At 35.8% G+C, this 16,132-nt stretch carries 13 protein-coding genes, 1 pseudogene and 1 riboswitch; of the genes and pseudogenes, 4 read left to right on the forward strand and 10 right to left on the reverse strand.

Translation table 11 applies throughout. From position 1 onward, the window contains the following. On the reverse strand, nt 1–564 hold the full coding sequence (locus tag STRMA_RS05125; protein ID WP_003080822.1) for a TetR/AcrR family transcriptional regulator: 564 nt from the start codon (nt 562–564) through the stop codon (nt 1–3). A gap of 126 nt (nt 565–690) precedes the next feature. On the opposite strand from STRMA_RS05125, the gene STRMA_RS05130 reads away from it, so the two are divergent. After that, nucleotides 691–1,797 carry an alpha/beta fold hydrolase gene (locus STRMA_RS05130; RefSeq protein WP_003078550.1) on the forward strand — a complete coding sequence of 369 codons (1,107 nt, stop codon included), beginning with the start codon at nt 691–693 and terminating at the stop codon, nt 1,795–1,797. Between the two features lie 312 nt (nt 1,798–2,109). Here the strand turns inward: STRMA_RS05130 and nagB are convergent, their stop codons facing one another. After that, the gene (nagB, locus tag STRMA_RS05135; RefSeq protein WP_003081860.1) at nt 2,110–2,814 is read right to left on the reverse strand and encodes a glucosamine-6-phosphate deaminase; all 705 of its coding nucleotides are present in this window, start codon (nt 2,812–2,814) and stop codon (nt 2,110–2,112) included. A gap of 374 nt (nt 2,815–3,188) precedes the next feature. On the opposite strand from nagB, the gene queA reads away from it, so the two are divergent. Then, nucleotides 3,189–4,217 carry a tRNA preQ1(34) S-adenosylmethionine ribosyltransferase-isomerase QueA gene (gene queA, locus STRMA_RS05140; RefSeq protein WP_003079463.1) on the forward strand — a complete coding sequence of 343 codons (1,029 nt, stop codon included), beginning with the start codon at nt 3,189–3,191 and terminating at the stop codon, nt 4,215–4,217. 283 nt (nt 4,218–4,500) lie between these two features. Here queA and STRMA_RS05145 read toward each other — a convergent pair whose 3' ends face one another. The 8 genes and pseudogenes from STRMA_RS05145 to STRMA_RS05180 form a co-directional block, all read right to left on the reverse strand. Further along, complete coding sequence (locus tag STRMA_RS05145) at nt 4,501–5,046, reverse strand: folate family ECF transporter S component (RefSeq protein ID WP_003082379.1); 546 nt, start codon at nt 5,044–5,046, stop codon at nt 4,501–4,503. Between the two features lie 43 nt (nt 5,047–5,089). Next, nucleotides 5,090–5,180, reverse strand: a riboswitch (THF riboswitch). A 218-nt stretch (nt 5,181–5,398) separates the two neighbouring features. Beyond that, nucleotides 5,399–6,466: a serine hydrolase gene (locus STRMA_RS05150; RefSeq protein ID WP_003078777.1), complete on the reverse strand. Its 1,068-nt coding sequence runs from the start codon at nt 6,464–6,466 to the stop codon at nt 5,399–5,401. Between the two features lie 210 nt (nt 6,467–6,676). Next, nucleotides 6,677–7,282, reverse strand: a complete 606-nt coding sequence (gene sodA, locus STRMA_RS05155; protein ID WP_003080289.1) for a superoxide dismutase SodA — start codon at nt 7,280–7,282, stop codon at nt 6,677–6,679. A 70-nt stretch (nt 7,283–7,352) separates the two neighbouring features. Continuing rightward, the gene (holA, locus tag STRMA_RS05160; protein WP_003078538.1) at nt 7,353–8,390 is read right to left on the reverse strand and encodes a DNA polymerase III subunit delta; all 1,038 of its coding nucleotides are present in this window, start codon (nt 8,388–8,390) and stop codon (nt 7,353–7,355) included. A 378-nt stretch (nt 8,391–8,768) separates the two neighbouring features. Beyond that, nucleotides 8,769–9,431: a DUF805 domain-containing protein gene (locus STRMA_RS05165; RefSeq protein ID WP_003080124.1), complete on the reverse strand. Its 663-nt coding sequence runs from the start codon at nt 9,429–9,431 to the stop codon at nt 8,769–8,771. A gap of 324 nt (nt 9,432–9,755) precedes the next feature. Further along, a pseudogene (locus STRMA_RS05170) lies at nt 9,756–11,994 on the reverse strand (DNA internalization-related competence protein ComEC/Rec2). Beyond that, nucleotides 11,984–12,652 carry a helix-hairpin-helix domain-containing protein gene (locus STRMA_RS05175; protein WP_003082087.1) on the reverse strand — a complete coding sequence of 223 codons (669 nt, stop codon included), beginning with the start codon at nt 12,650–12,652 and terminating at the stop codon, nt 11,984–11,986. Before STRMA_RS05175 ends, STRMA_RS05170 begins: the two are co-directional and overlap by 11 nt. A 196-nt stretch (nt 12,653–12,848) precedes the next feature. After that, complete coding sequence (locus STRMA_RS05180) at nt 12,849–13,601, reverse strand: lysophospholipid acyltransferase family protein (protein ID WP_003080349.1); 753 nt, start codon at nt 13,599–13,601, stop codon at nt 12,849–12,851. A gap of 359 nt (nt 13,602–13,960) precedes the next feature. Here STRMA_RS05180 and STRMA_RS05185 point away from each other — a divergent pair, with 359 nt between their 5' ends. Both STRMA_RS05185 and STRMA_RS05190 read left to right on the forward strand, forming a co-directional pair. Next, nucleotides 13,961–14,884, forward strand: a complete 924-nt coding sequence (locus tag STRMA_RS05185) for a polysaccharide deacetylase family protein (RefSeq protein ID WP_003078559.1) — start codon at nt 13,961–13,963, stop codon at nt 14,882–14,884. Nucleotides 14,885–14,921: 37 nt separating this feature from the next. Continuing rightward, complete coding sequence (locus tag STRMA_RS05190; RefSeq protein WP_003079697.1) at nt 14,922–15,944, forward strand: GIY-YIG nuclease family protein; 1,023 nt, start codon at nt 14,922–14,924, stop codon at nt 15,942–15,944. Nucleotides 15,945–16,132 lie beyond the last annotated feature (188 nt).

Consider the following 16,132-nt stretch of genomic DNA (forward strand, 5'->3'; position numbering starts at 1 on the left):
TTAGCTCTTTCTAACTTGATTTTTTTCTTGCTCCTGTAAGGATTGAAAAAGGATATTTTTCAGAGCCCCAATGGCCTCCTGATCTTCTTTGGTTGAGCGATTTTCTATGATGGATTTAATATTGCATAAAACACAGGCTGCATATATCTCTGCAAGGATAGCCTTACCCTTGATATGGCTGAAACGCTGCAAAAATTGCTCCTCAAACAAGATCAACAAGTGAGCTTCTAAACCAAAATCGCGAAATTCAGGATCCATCAAGAACTTAATGACATCCTTGCGCGGTTGATAAATCTGGTTCGTCAGGCTTGTGATAATACTTAAAAATGCTTTTGGCTCATCAAAAGTCTGTTTCATATAAGGTCGAATTTGCTCAATGATTTCCTTAGAAATAGCATCAATGACCTCTTCTTTATTATCGTAATGGGCATAAAACGTTGAGCGGCTGCACTGGGCTTCCTTGCAAATAGCTTCAATCGTAATCTCTGAAAAATAATGGCTAGCTAAACACACCAGCATAGCTTGCTTAATACTTGCCTTTGTCTTAATAATTCTGCGATCCATAGTAATAGTTCTCGTACATTTAATGTGTTTTTGTTTGATAAACAACATATCTCATAAATTGTGCTGTCAGTTAATGATACTATTCATTATACTTATTTTACACAAAAAATGAAAGCAGGTAGTTAGATGGTATTTACAGGTAATAAACAATTTGATTTTCAAATTGAGCGTTTCACCTCTCCTTTTACAGCAGATAAAGAAGTTTTAGAAGATCGAAAAACTATAGGCCGTCATATTAAGGACTTTGAATCTTGGCATCAATGGTGGCAGAGCAGAGCGCATCACTATGAAAAAGCCGGAAAACTTAAAATCGCTTCTAGTTATTATAAAGCCGCCATGTTTTATCTCACTCTGGAAGATTCAGAAAGAGAGGATTTATATCAAAGTTTTCTGAGAACTTTTTACGCCAGTTTTACTGATTTCGATTATGAGAAAGATCAGGTTCCTTATGAAAGTGGCTTTCTGCCAACACTTTTATTAAAAAATGCACAAGCCCAGCGAACACTTTTAGTTATGGGAGGTTTTGATGGATTTCTAGAAGAAATTGCTAGTTTCTTTACTATTATGAAAAATACAAATTACAATATTTTGATTTTTGACGGTCCGGGACAAGGAAATACTATCAGCCAAGGACTGCATTTTACACCTGACTTTCATAAGCCTGTGTCAGCCATTTTGGATTACTTCCATCTAAATAGTGTTGATGCAATTGGCTTGTCTTGGGGAGGCTTTCTTGTCATGGAAGCAGCAGCCTTTGAAAAGAGAATCCGTAAGGTCATCGCTATGGATATCTTTTACAGCTCCATGGATATCTTCAAAATGAATCTTGGAAAGGGATCTTTCTATGGTCTCTCTGCCCTACTTCATCTAAAAGCTAAACCCATTGTCAACCATCTTATCAACAAGAGAGCTAAAAAGGCAATTGATTTGAGATGGGAACTCAACAACGGCTACATGCTAACGGGTGAAACAAACCCATACGACCTTTTGCTGAATTTAAAGCGGCATAATAGCCGTCAATACCTGCCAAAAATCACTCAGGATTGTCTGCTCTTAGTTGGAAAAGAAGACCATTATGTTCCCTACACACGCATTGCTGATATCCTATTAGGACTGACATCTGCACGGAGCATCCAAGCCAATCTCTTTACCAAAGAAAGCGGCGGTGAACAGCACTGTCAATTTGGACATATGGACCTTGCCTTTAATGAAATAAAACATTTTCTCAATTAAAAATTTTAATGATAAGCTCTTTTATTTAGAATTGAACTTAAATAATAAAAAAGCTAGGATAATATTAAGCAATTTCCCGATTGTCAGTTAAGACATAAGGGCTGACTGCTGCTTTTATCCCTAGCTTTAAATTTTAACAACGAGCAAAATGCGATAAGCTTTTGGTAACAGTTGATTGGCTTGTTTAATCTTCAAAGCCCTTTGGATAAGTTACACTGCTTGCCTTATCGCTTCTTTTGAAATGACCAGTTCCATTTTCTTTGTTAATTTAAAGTCAATTGATAGTCTTTCTGAATCAAAGGCGTGAATGTTTCACAACAATTTTGCTCCTGCCTCTTCATCAACAATGAGGATTACATTAGGATGCCTCTGTAAAACACTGGCAGGTAAGCTTTCTCTTATTGGTCCCTGAACTGCCGCAGCAACAGCATCCGCTTTCTCCTTACCATAAGCCATAAGAATAATGATTTTAGACTTCATAATAGAGGCAATTCCCATAGAAATAGCTTGCTTTGGAACATCTTCTGCCTTTTCAAAAAAGCGGCTGTTGGCTTGAATGGTACTTTCAGTCAAATCCACTACATGTGTCGGTATATCAAAAGGAGTACCCGGCTCATTAAATCCAATATGCCCATTACGTCCAATACCTAAAATCTGTAAATCAATGGGGTGCTCTGCTATCAAATCTTCATAACGCTGTGCTTCTGCCTGCAAATCTGCCGCAAGTCCATTGGGAAGAAAACTGGTTTTGAAAGGTTTAGCAGTAAAAAGATGCTGTTTCATGAAATAAGCGTAACTGTTAGGATCATCAGCAGATAAGCCAACATATTCATCTAGATTAACAGAAACCATATCTGAAAAATCTAAGGCAGATTCTCTCATTTCTTTGTAAAGCCCTAACGGAGTACTGCCAGTCGCTAAACCTAAAGTCTTAGCACCAGATGCCATTTCTTCTTGTAAAATCCTAAAGGCCGACTTGCCGCCCTCTGCCGTATTTTTTACTTTAATAACTTTCATGCTAACCTCCTTATAAATTGGTCTATACAAATAGTATAAGGTATAGACCAATTTTTGTCAAGTTCAAAAATTAAAAAAACAGTTAAGACAGCCAGGCAATCTGTATCGCTTAGATTCCTATTTTAAACGTATAAACCTCAAAATGCACCTCCCCAATAAGTGATTATAAGGTTAGCAGCAAGTGAAGTCTCTATATCTGATCCAGCCGATGCCTCATCAAGACTACTATTATAGTCCATAATCCGCAATGAGAAGGATGGCAAGAATAATAACCATCACTTCATCAGAAATAGCAATAGCGTTAAAATTTCTTAGCCTTATGATTTATCTCATGTTATAATAGATAAGCTACATATCTGATAAAGGAGAATGTCTTGAATACAAGTGACTTTGATTTTGATCTGCCTGAAGAATTAATTGCCCAAACACCTCTTAAACAGCGTGATAGTTCCAAGCTTTTAGTCATTGATCATCATCACAAAACAATGAAAGATACTCATTTTGACCATATCATTGATGAACTCAATCCAGGTGATGCTCTGGTCATGAATGATACACGTGTCCTGCCTGCCCGCCTTCATGGAGAAAAGATCGCAACCCACGGTCATGTGGAATTCCTGCTATTGAAAAATACTCAGGGAGACCAATGGGAAGTTCTAGCCAAACCGGCTAAACGACTAAAGATCGGCAGTCAAATTTCTTTTGGAGACGGCCGTTTGAAGGCGACAGTCAAAGAGGAGTTGGAGCACGGCGGGCGCATTGTAGAATTTTCTTATGACGGTATTTTTCTAGAAGTCTTGGAAAGCCTTGGAGAAATGCCTTTACCGCCTTACATTCATGAAAAATTAAAAGACCGCGATCGTTATCAGACCGTTTATGCTAAAGAAAATGGCTCTGCTGCTGCTCCAACTGCTGGTCTTCACTTTACAGAAGATCTCTTAAGCAAAATTGAAGCTAAAGGTGTTAACTTAGTTTATCTGACCTTGCATGTCGGCTTAGGAACGTTTCGCCCAGTATCAGTTGATAATGTAGACGAACATCAAATGCATTCTGAATTTTACAGTCTATCACAAGAAGCGGCTCAGACCCTAAAAAATGTTAAAGCAAGTGGCGGGCGCATTGTAGCTGTTGGAACAACCTCTATTCGTACCTTGGAGACTATTGGTAATAAATTTGCTGGTCACATTGAAGCAGACTCTGGCTGGACCAATATTTTTATCAAGCCAGGCTACCAATTTAAGATCGTTGATGCCTTCTCAACTAATTTTCATCTACCAAAGTCAACTCTGGTCATGCTAGTTTCTGCTTTTGCAGGCCGTGATTTTGTTCTTGAGGCTTACAAACATGCTGTTGATAGTCATTACCGTTTTTTCAGCTTTGGCGATGCTATGTTTGTCAAATAAAAAGCAAATATAAAAAAGCTGCCTCTTTTTATATAGCATAGAAAGCAGCACTTTTAAGTAAAAAGAGTAGGATTCCATCATGATTTCATAGAAATTGATTTGTCGTCCTACTCTCGCATAGTTGAATCGGAGTCAGCTTTGTTGGTCATCTCAAACAGTCCAGGGTACTGTTAAAGGTGTAGCCTCAAAAAACAAAAGGCAAGAATGACAATTAGTCACTGCATCAAGCTGTTATGTCTCTTTTATCTAAGCAGGTTAGTACTTCTATCCTGGACTCACAGTACTATTTAATCCCCATTAATTTACGCAATTCTGGAATTCTTTGCAGCTGTGGCATAATGAGCATTGTTACTATAATCCTAATAGGAAGTTCCAAAATTTTGACAGCACGGGCAGCATATAGAGCTATAAAAGGAATTTTATAATACCAATGAAGAGCCAAAGGGGTCAAAAAGAAGGTAGACACAGCCAAATTAATCAAGCTAGCTAGACTGACATAGACCCAGTCTCTCCATTGGTTGACCTTAATTTCCTTACCATAGAAGAAATAGCCGTACATGAAACCCTGCAAAGCTTCAATTAAAGTGAACCATATAATAAAATCTCCCTTTCCTGATAGTAAAAAGGAAATAATATCCCAAAGTCCTAAAGTAAAAAAAGAAATGACCGGCCCGGCAATACTTCCTATAATGGTATTGTCAATAAAATTAGGGCTGATCTGCAGAAGCTTATTGCCAAAACTAAATTTGCCTAAAATAAAATTTAAAGCCAAAAGGACAGCAATAGCCGTCATTAAGTGAACGGTTAACTTGGGTGTTTTTATTTTCATATGTTGCTCCTTTATCTTAATCGGAGCTGCCAAAAAGAATTTCGACAGCGGATGCAATGATTTACCGCGCTTTAAGCTTCGTTATGTGGCAACATCCCATCCACATACACTTAACGCAAACCATCTACTCTGTGCAAATCACTTTGCTTTACTAGTTTATCACATTCCTTGGCATAACACCATAGCCTAAATGCTAACTAAACCAAGCTTTAAAAAAAAAGAGCCTGTTCAGCTCTCCAAGTATCTATATAAGACAGGAATTAATAAATACTTCTTGATGAGATCAAGCTCAGTACAGCATTTTAGCACAGACAAGTTCCTTCTCCTGCTTATCCTATAATTATAAAACTCTTTAGGGGTTTTGATTCACACGATGCCATTCATTGATGACATAGGTCAGCTGGCAGAGTTGATTATAACCAAGATCATTAACTTCTGAGCTTTCTGAAGTTGATCCTCCAAGTCCAGCAGTATATAAAGCAATAAGATAAGGCGTTTGTTCATTTACCACAGCATCAATATTAAGGGCTTCCCTAACATAGCCTGGCTTTTGGAAAATTTGAATATCGGGCAGATAAGTTTTATAGTAAAGCCCTGAAAAAGACTGACCTAAAAATTTTAAAATATCCGTATACTTATCTCTTTGATTCCACAAATGGTCAAGAACTTGAATATAATAGTCTGTCGTCGTTTTATTGCCGCTGTTTAAGTCAATCGTTTTAAGATCTGCTTTAGATTTTCCATAACGATCAAACATAGAGTAGGCTTTTTCAAACCCACCTAACAAAGAGACCATAGCATGTGCCGGTGTATTTTCAGAATAAACTAATGAATACTCTTGCATCTCTGAGATAGTCATATCATCTCCAAACTGTTTGCGATAAGCATTATATTCCCCTTCATATTCATAGTCTATTTTAGTAATATCATAGGCCTTATCCATTGATAGCTTACCTTCAGCAACCTGATCCACAATCAACATATTAAGCGGTAACTTATAGGTAGAACCAGCCGTCATAGGCTGAGTCTCATTCATTGAAATGATCTCACCCGTAGCCGTATTTTTATAAGAAAAAGCGACAGCCGAAGGGTCAATCCCCATTTCATTCATATAAGTCTGAACCACTTGCGGCAGGGTCATATTAGCATAATCATAATGAAGATTAAGAGCATCCATTCTCTCCATATCAGCATTCATAACAGCCTGTTTTTCTTCCATCGTTTTTTCCGCTACTTTAGGTTTAGGATTTTGCTTTGTGCTTCTCTTTTTCGTATCCTTATCAGACCCTTTTTGTTTTTCAATTTTCATCGAATTTCCGGTTATATAGCGTTTAATCTGCTTCGAATGTCCCGCCAAAGCAAATACAAGAACAGCTATAGCAAGCAGCACTCCAGAAATAATGAACTTCTTTTTATCCACTGTCTTCTCCTAACTTTCCTATTATTATAAAAGACTATTAAAAGAATGACAAGGCTATTAAAGAAAAAGATGAAAATTTTTAATTTCATACAAAAAAACATCCCAAAAGGAGAAATGTTAACTCACTTTGAGATGTTTTTTGTATCTAACATGCAAATATAATTTTTCATTCTGCAGAATCAATTAAAGCCACAAACTTGATAAACGAGTCTATTTAGCTGCAGCGTATAGTTCAGCAACTTTATTCCAATTAATAATTTCAAAGAATGCTTTAATATAATTTGGACGAACATTACGGTATTTAAGATAATAGGCATGTTCCCAAACATCAAGCGCTAGGATTGGCTTTAGCCCTTGTGAAATTGGCGTATCTTGATTAGCCGTTGAAATCACTTCAAGCTTCCCTTGGCGGTTGACAACCAGCCAAGCCCAGCCAGAACCAAAGCGAGTCGTCGCAGCAGTTGTAAATGCTTCTTTAAAAGCGTCAAAAGAGCCAAAAGAATCATTAATAGCTGCAGCCACTTCTTCAGTGATTTCTGTTTTTTCTGGGGAAAGCAATTCCCAAAAAAGAGAGTGGTTAAGATGACCGCCGCCATTATTAATCAAAGCCTGACGAATATCCTCAGGAATCTTCTCAACATCTGCCAGTAAGCCTTCTAAATCTTCACCTATTTCTGGGTGTTTTTCCAATGCAGCATTAGCATTAGCAACATAAGTGGCATGATGTTTATCATGGTGAAGCGTCATTGTTTCTTTATCAAAATACGGTTCAAGCGCATCATATGTATATGGTAGGTCTGGCAAAATAATAGCCATATTAATTTCCTCTTTTCATTTAATATGAGCCCATCATATCAAAAATTAATAGAGCTTACAAATTTTTAGCTTACTTTTTTGCGCCCGCCATTTTTAAAATAACAAGATCAAATAAATAATCCTTGTCATAGACACCCGTCTTTATTTGATAATCCGTTTCAATAAGATAAATCAAACACTGTTTTAAATAAGATAAAGATAAAGTCCTTGAATCTCTCAGTGCATATTTAACCTGATAAGGGTTAACTTTACGCCCAAGATAATGGGACAGATCTGTAACTATCTGTTGCTCAGGTTTGTTCTGATTAGCTAATATTTTAATTTGTGCAAACAGCCGAAACTGTCCCAGCATGATAGCAATTAGCTTTATTTCATCTTCTCCTTGCAAACGTAAATCTCTCACCAAATCATAAGCAGCCTCAATTTTACCTGATAGAACCAGCTGAGTCAGATCAAAAATATTATCTTGCAAGGTTTTAGGAATAGCTTCCTTAATATCTTGGCTTGTAATTTGTCCATTCTTTTTATAAGACTTCAAAAAAATCAGATTTTTATCCATTTCACTAAAATCTAAATTTGATTTTAGCATAAGTTCATTGAAGGCACCTGATGCAAAACTAAGTCCATCCTGATGCGCTCGTTTTTGGAAATAAGTTTTCAGCTCCGCTTCTTTTAAAGGATTCGCCTGCAATATCTGAGCATCACGCTTTAGCCGTTTAACCAAGCGCCTCTTTCCATCTAACTTACCAGCAGCACAGATGACCAACTTTGTACTGTCTAATGGATTTCCTAAATAATCTTCAAAGCGTTTTAAACTCTGCTCATTAAGATAAGATCTTTTATCCGTTGTCAGATCAAAAAAATGATCAAAAATAACTATTTTCTGATCTGCAAAAAAAGGAAGACTCTCCAAATCTATTGCAGCATCTTGATAATCCGTTTCAGACATATCAAAATAGGAATAAGCTAAATCACTGGGATCAAATGCAATTTTGTCTAAAAAAGCCTGCTTTAGCTGAACATATTGACCAAGATCTTCCCCCGTTAAAACCGTTACCGGAGCTAGGTTCTCCTTCTGCAAAGTTTCTAGCATTTCTATAGCAATCATATTTTTATTATAACAAATTTTGATTTAGCCTGTACGTCATAAACTTTGGCATCTTTTATATTTTGAATTATTATATACGATACCATTGCTTATAAAAAGGATGCGAAGCCTAAAAATCAAAAGATGAGAAGGACAATCAATAGCAGCTGTGGTGTTAAAGCACCTAATGGATTTGTGAAAAGGCAAGGCAAAGGCTTGGCCTAAGCTCTTCCTCATTTTTTATTTTTAGGTTAGCTTATTATTTTTCTTCCACATCATTGGCTAATTATTTTTGCTTGGTCTTGTTTTTTATAGTAAAAAAGAAAGCAAGCAGTTGCTGATTCAAAGTTTTTACAAAAAAATAGGGTAGGACACATTTTGTCCCAACCTATTTATATATTATTGATTGCTTGGGTTTTGTTGGTCTGCAGCTGACTGTGAAGGTTCTGCTGCTTGTGGCTGTGACGCAGCTGGCTGCATAGGTGCCTGCGGTTGTTGTGGCGTAACTGGCTGTACAGGTGCTTGATAAGGCTTAGTTGGTTGGCAAAGCAAAAGAGTGTAAAAAATACCAGCAAACATTACTAAAAGCATAATAATTGCACGCAAGAAAGGTATAAGTATTAAGAATGAACAGATACTTGCTCCTACTGGAATAAAGATCAATGACCAGTGGAAGCCTGCGTCACGTAAACGACGTACTTGCATAGCAATACTTGGCAAAAATATAGCCAGTCCAAAAAGTAAGATAAGAACAAAAAGAATAATCACATCAATTGAGAAAATAGATGAGAAGGCATCTTTTTGATTTGTAATTGTATTTAAACCATTGCTATAGTAGTCAGATGAATTACCAAATTTATCTGAAAAACTATTGCTTATACTTGATGACATCGCAAGCGGCCAATACTTTAAAAAATTTGACAAATAAATAGACCATGCCGTATAGACAAATGGCAAAAGAATCAAGCCATTAGCTAAATTAGCAAACCAAAAATCGGAACGATTAGTCCTACCTGTGAAATTAACATAATTGATCCAGAATTTCTTAAATGCGCTAAACATAAAATAGACACCTCTTTAATTTTTTACTTAACAAGAATATCATATTTCTTATCGGAAAACAAGACTGTTCTCATATGAAGCATAGAAAGTTTAAAACTCTCTGCAGCTTAAATTGATCAGTTTTTAAAAAGGGAAAATTCTATTTATGTCATAATTTTAAAAAAAATAATATATAAAGAATTTAATATTTAGATAAATTTCATAACCCTCTTTTCAAATACGCAACTGTTCCAATTATATGTTGATAAGATACAGCATCTCAATTATGGTATCTTTTAATAAAAAAACAAGCAGTGATAAATAAGATGAAAGAAGATAAAGCTGCTATCTAACCGTCTCAATTTTCCATTTTTTGATCCCTCTAAAGCGAATTGCTCCTTCTTGATCTGTTCGATACACAATCATATGCTGCCTTTTGAAGCGTTCTAAAGTTTCAAGATGAGGATGTTTATAGCGATTATTTTTTCCTGCAGATATTAAAGCTAGCTTTGCTGATATAAAAGATAAAAATTTAAGACTGGAGCTTCCTTTGCTCCCATGATGCCCTGCTTTTAAAACATCAGCAGGCAATGAAACATAGCTTCTCATTAATGCCTCTTCCCCTTCTTTTTCCAAATCTCCTGTAAATAAAAATGTTAAGTTAAGAAGCTGACCATAGAGAACAAGAGAATCATTATTTCCGCCGTCTCCTTTTTCAAAAGGATAGAGAATCTGCAGGCTAGTTCCCATAATAGGCAGCTTGTCTCCTGCTCTTACAACTTTAATCTTCTCCTTCATTTTTTTCAGACGCTTGACAAAATTAGGTTTTGTCAAGCTGCCGGAGCTCACAAGTATTTCTCTAATTTTAAATGACTTTGCCACAGTTTCCATATCTCCCATATGATCTGTATCCGTATGAGTCAAAACAAGCTGATCAATCGTATCTACACCTTGTGTTTTTAAATAAGGAATTAAAGTTTTTTCAGCATTAGCTGTCTGCAGGGCTCTCTGCCAACTAGCTTTTTTAGCAAATGCCACTTTGCCGCCAACATCAATTAAGATCGTCTTCCCTCTCATATCTCTTATAAAAATGCTGTCTCCTTGGCCAACATCAATCACTGTCACCTCATTATTTAATGGATATTTACTATAAAAAAAAAAGCAAAAAACAAAGGACAATGCTTACCGTTATCAATACTTTCTTTTGTTTTCGGTAATCATAAAGAACAGCTAAGAGAAATAAGCTTAATAAGAGTATGCTCAATGATGGACTTCCCAAAACCAAAGGCCTGCTAAAATGACTATGAATAAAGATAATAACTTTTTCCAGAACAATAAAAGCAGGATTTAAACAATCTAATGTAAGAAAGGGAGATAGAAAGAAAGCTATAAGCAAAACAGGCAGCATTAAACAATCAAAAAGAAAAGAAAAGATAACCGTTAACAGCATGGACAGAGGCTGAAAGCTGCTAAAATACCACATTAATAACGGTAAAATTCCCGCAGACAAACTTAAAGTTTGTAAAACGAAACGTTTTATTTTTGAACATTTTTCAAAATCTAAAATAAGCAGGATAAACGCAAATGCCAGGCTCAAAACACCTCCTGCCGTCAATAAGAAAGAAGGCATTAAAATCGCTAAAAGCAAAATGGTTAAAGCAAAACTATCTTGCTTTTTACAGCCTAGCTTGGATAGATAATTCTGAAGCAAGCTGCGAACAACAGATACTGAAAAGCCTGTTAAACCAGCATAAAGAACAGAAAAAAGTATTTGCAAATAATTCAAATGTTCCTGCTCTGCCCCTAAACGTAAACTCCAATAACGCCACTTACCAATAAAAAAACTGACCTGCATTCCTGAAAGTGCAAAAAGATGAATAATCCCTAAATTGGAATAGATATTGCTCATTTCATCAAAAGATTTATCAAGATATCCCAAAAGTAAACCCGTCATATAATGCTTCATTGGACTTGGAAATTTTTGCTGAATAGCCACAATAGCTTTGCGGCGCCATTCAGACAGCCAATCTTTTAAGGCCCAACTGGATTTAATCCTCATAGCATTGATCCTTTTAATAGATACTAACCTATAAATTTTTTGTGTTTTTAAATAGTCTTGATAATCAAAGCCCTTAAAATTTCTCTTCCCTTCTGCTTCTGTTATATCAGCAGAAACATTGATAACAGTAAGTTTCCATAACTTTTCAAAATAAGCTTTTTCTTTTTTTGATTTCAAAGTATAAAAAGCCTGGTACAGCCTGTTCCCAGATTTTGCTTTAAACTGCAGCTGATCTCCATTAATGGTAATAGTATCTGGAATAAGCAATAGTTGCTTAATCTCAGTTGGAGATGTTCGATAAGACGCCTCCATTTCTTGATGGTGATATAGAAAATAAAGACCAAAAGGGAGCAAAAAAAGTAATACTTTTAAACCCATTTTTTGCTTATATTGTAAAAAAAGAAAAAATAAAAGGCCTAAAAATAGAAAACAGACTATCAAAGAAAAACGATAAATCAGAAAATAAAGCAGAACTACTAGAAAAGCTAGATAAATCGGTTTAATAGGAAAGCATTTAATCAACACTTACCATATCCTTTAATTTTTCAAATGTTTTATCGCCAATACCTGATATATTTTTTAAGTCCTCAACAGACTTAAAACCACCATTAGTTTCACGATAATCAATAATATCCTGTGCCCGTTTTTCTCCAATTCCTGAAATGGTCTGCAGCTCTGTTAACGTTGCTGTATTGAGATTAATCTTTTTTTGATCAGCATCTTGATTTTTCTCTGCTGCAGCAGAATGATTGTGGATGGAATCATCAGAAACATTGATCTTTTCATCTTTTGTTGCTACATAAACGACAGATTCATCCTTTAGTTTTTGGGCCAAATTAACAGATTTACGATCCGCTTCAGCTGTTAAGCCTCCTGCAATCCTAATAATATCATTAACACGACTGTCTGCTGGTAAAGTATAAACACCTTGATGGCGAACAGCACCTTTGATATCAACTGTTATAGTTGTACTCGAATGTGCAGAAGGCTTTTTTTCTTCTTTCTTTTCTGCAGTTTTTGAAATAATTTGACTGGACTGACTTTTTAAACTTGAAAGTTTATCGTCAGATTTATCATATGAAAAAAATAAAAAACAGCCAAGCAGACACAATATTAAAATGACACCCAAAATAGAATAAAGAACTCTTTTTTCTTTTAATCTGTCAATCAATTCTTCCAGCATTTTTAACTTTTATCCTCCTAACTATTCATTCGTAAAAAGAAAACAAGTTAAAATAAAAAGACCCTAGCTTTTCTATAATGAATTAAATCACTAAAGAAATCATAGAGTCTAATTGATTTATTAAAGATGATCTTATCTGACTGATACTACATTTCAAATGCTGCTAAAGAACAGCCATTAACTGTACAGCAACATTTTATTTTAATTTTTTATCGCGATGCTTTTCTGGCTGCCAGACAAAGCTAGCAAACCAGGAGAAGATATAGGTCAATACCAACACAATAACAACAATGACCATTGCTGGAATACGATAGATTAAACTCCACCAGCTTGGTCGTTGGTTATCTTTAAAATGAGCCACTTCAGCATCTATCTGAGCAAATTCCTTTTCAATACGCTGGGCAACTTCTTCAACTCCTTCGTCATTCATGCGCTTAATATCCGAAATATCAATAGGATTCCCAAAAGTCACATCAATACGGTCATGTTTAAGCAGACCCTTAATAGAATTGGGACCAGCATAAGCAGCAGGCATAATTTTAACCTTAGCGGTCTTAGCAATAACAGCAACGCCCCCCTTAAGATTAGAAGAATGACGGCTCCCACTTGGAAACATAACCAAAGAACGATCCCCATTTTTAAGCATTTTGACAGGATAACGAATAGCATCCGTTCCAGGATTATTACGATCAATTGGAAAAGCACCGCACATCCGAATCCACCAACCAAAAGCTCGGTTTTTGAAAAGTTCTTTTTTAGCCATAAAAATAAATTGCTTAGGCCGTGCAGCAAAGGCCAGAAAGATAGGATCCCAAAGCGTACGATGGGGCGCCACTAAAATATAGTTATCGTTTTTAGACAACAATTTATCTCGATGATGGTAATGAATGTTGCCGTTTGCAGCCCAGATTAAAAAAACAAGTAAAGATCGTAGATAAGTATAGAACACTATAAATCTCCTTTTCACTTACAATATCATCACTTTATTATACTAAAAAATACCATAAAACACCAACTAACTATATAAACACAGATATGGCAAAACAAAGAGCTCATTCTTTATATAACATAACTTAAAAAGAGATTCCAAGTCGGCTTGGCATGGTGATTATTTATAAAAGCAGTACACCATAGAGGAGAAGTATAAAGCTTACTTTATTTGTATTTTCTATTAAGCAAGATGTGAGAGGATGGTAAAATAGAGGATTCTAAATAGTTTATCACAACAAATCTTATCTGAAAATATAGTTTAAAGGCACTAATTGATGTATAATAAAAGAGATACAGGGATACCATTTAGGAGATAACATGAAATATCAACAGTATTGGAAAAAAATCAAGACTATTTTTTCATCAAAAGATAAACAAACACAGTTACTTTTCATCATAGGCGTTACTGGACTTATTTTAGGAATAGGTTTAGCTCAAATGCGATCAATCGAAAAATCTCAGCAGATACATCCTTTAGCGCAAGCTGTTAGACAAAAGCACCTGCCTCCTAAGCCAACAGCTCTTATGCCAGATCACAATCATAATAACAAAGCTAAAAACTATGCTTACCCGACACAATCTATCCGAAACATGATGGAGAATCAGAAGAAATTAAAGAAAGGTAAACTTGTTTTTTTAACTTTTGATGATGGAGTTGATCCTAAAATGACACCACGCATTTTAGATGTCCTGTCCAAATACCGTGTGCCTGCTACTTTTTTTGTTTTAGGCTGCAACATTAATCAATGGTCCGCTCCTATTTTAAAAAGACAGATTGCTGAAGGGCATGCTATTGGTATTCACAGTTTCTCACACAATTACTCCCTCTTATATCCTAATCGGATAGGCAACACTAAACAAATTCTGGCTGAGGCTGATAAAACTCAGGATCTTCTGAAAAAACAACTAGGCAAGCGATTTAAAGCTAGAGTTTTTCGTTATCCTGGAGGCCATCTTTCATGGTCAGGACTAGAAGCTGCTGATAAACAGCTTTCAGCCAAAGGGATCCAATGGATGGACTGGAATGCAATGGTTGGTGATGCAGAACCTGAGGCTGTTAGGCCAAAGTCTGTCGCAAAGATGCTAGCTTATCTTGACGGAACTGTTAAAGCCTCAGATAATCCTAATATTCAAGTGGTCTTAATGCATGATATCTCTAGTAAAGACATCACTTTAGCTAGTCTTCCTAACATTATTCAATATTATAAAAACCGCGGCTACACTTTTGGAGTCTTGGAATAGAAGGAAACTTTCTGCCTTTTTTGTTATAATAAGAGCTATGACCAAATCAAAACTAAAGAAAAAAGAGCGTATTGATCAGCTTTTTTCAACTGACGTCAAAATTATCCAAAATAAAGAAGTCTTTTCTTATTCTGTTGACAGTGTTTTGCTCTCTCGCTTTCCTAAATTTCCTTCAAAAGGACTGATTGTTGATCTTTGTTCTGGAAATGGAGCTGTTGGCCTTTTTGCATCAACACAGACAAAGGCTAAAATTATTGAAATAGAGCTTCAAAAGCGTTTAGCGAATATGGCTCAGCGTTCTATTGAACTCAATCAGCTTCAAAATCAAGTTTCTATGATCAACGATGATTTAAAAAACCTGATGCAGTATGTCCCTCGCTCAGGTGTTGATCTTATCATATGCAACCCTCCCTATTTCAAAGCAACAAAAACATCTAAGAAGAACCTATCAGAACATTATTTGCTTGCTCGCCACGAAATAGCAACTAATCTCAAAGAAATCTGTAAAGTTAGCCAACAAGCTTTAAAAACAAACGGCCGCTTAGCTATTGTTCACCGTCCTGATCGCTTCTTAGAAATTATAGCTACCCTTCAAAAATATAAATTGGCGCCTAAGCGTATCCAGTTTGTTTATCCAAAATTAGGAAAAGAGGCCAATATGCTTCTCATTGAAGCCATTAAAGATGGATCTGCAGATGGCTTAAAAATACTGCCGCCTCTTATTGTACATAAAGATAATGGCGATTACACAGATGATGTTTTTGAAATCTATTTTGGTAAAAAGCAAGCAGGAAAAAAAGGATACATGTATGTTCTTAAGTGCAGCGATAACACACTTTATACAGGCTATACAACAGATATTAAAAAAAGAGTATCTACACATAATAGCGGCAAAGGAGCCAAATATACTAAAGCCCGTCTGCCTGTAGAATTAATATATTGGGAAGAATTTCCAACTAAAGAAGCTGCTATGAGGGCAGAAAGTATTTTTAAACAAAAAACACGCGCACAAAAACTAAATTATATTGAAGAGCAAAAGCAAAAGAATTCACTTTTATGAAACTAGTCATTTCAGATTGAAGACAGAGCCTTCTTTTGAGACTTTCCTTGGGTGATACAGACGGCAGCAGCTTTCTTTGGAGCTCGCTTTGCTCGCCTAAATAAGAGAAATCACAATTAAAATTGACAGAAGCTAAAATATTTTGACGTTGAAAATAGGCTGTCTACATTCTAAAACTACTCATTTTA

This window comes from Streptococcus macacae NCTC 11558, assembly GCF_000187995.2.
Lineage (GTDB): Bacteria > Bacillota > Bacilli > Lactobacillales > Streptococcaceae > Streptococcus > Streptococcus macacae.

Bases quoted from the DNA above. Each gene is read 5' to 3' on its own strand.
- STRMA_RS05185 (WP_003078559.1), top strand. From the start codon at position 13,961: ATGAAATATCAACAGTATTGGAAAAAAATCAAGACTATTTTTTCATCA.
- STRMA_RS05130 (WP_003078550.1), top strand. From the start codon at position 691: ATGGTATTTACAGGTAATAAACAATTTGATTTTCAAATTGAGCGTTTC.
- STRMA_RS05165 (WP_003080124.1), bottom strand. From the start codon at position 9,431: ATGTTTAGCGCATTTAAGAAATTCTGGATCAATTATGTTAATTTCACA.
- STRMA_RS05175 (WP_003082087.1), bottom strand. From the start codon at position 12,652: ATGCTGGAAGAATTGATTGACAGATTAAAAGAAAAAAGAGTTCTTTAT.
- holA (WP_003078538.1), bottom strand. From the start codon at position 8,390: ATGATTGCTATAGAAATGCTAGAAACTTTGCAGAAGGAGAACCTAGCT.
- STRMA_RS05145 (WP_003082379.1), bottom strand. From the start codon at position 5,046: ATGAAAATAAAAACACCCAAGTTAACCGTTCACTTAATGACGGCTATT.
- STRMA_RS05125 (WP_003080822.1), bottom strand. From the start codon at position 564: ATGGATCGCAGAATTATTAAGACAAAGGCAAGTATTAAGCAAGCTATG.
- nagB (WP_003081860.1), bottom strand. From the start codon at position 2,814: ATGAAAGTTATTAAAGTAAAAAATACGGCAGAGGGCGGCAAGTCGGCC.
- STRMA_RS05190 (WP_003079697.1), top strand. From the start codon at position 14,922: ATGACCAAATCAAAACTAAAGAAAAAAGAGCGTATTGATCAGCTTTTT.
- sodA (WP_003080289.1), bottom strand. From the start codon at position 7,282: ATGGCTATTATTTTGCCAGACCTACCATATACATATGATGCGCTTGAA.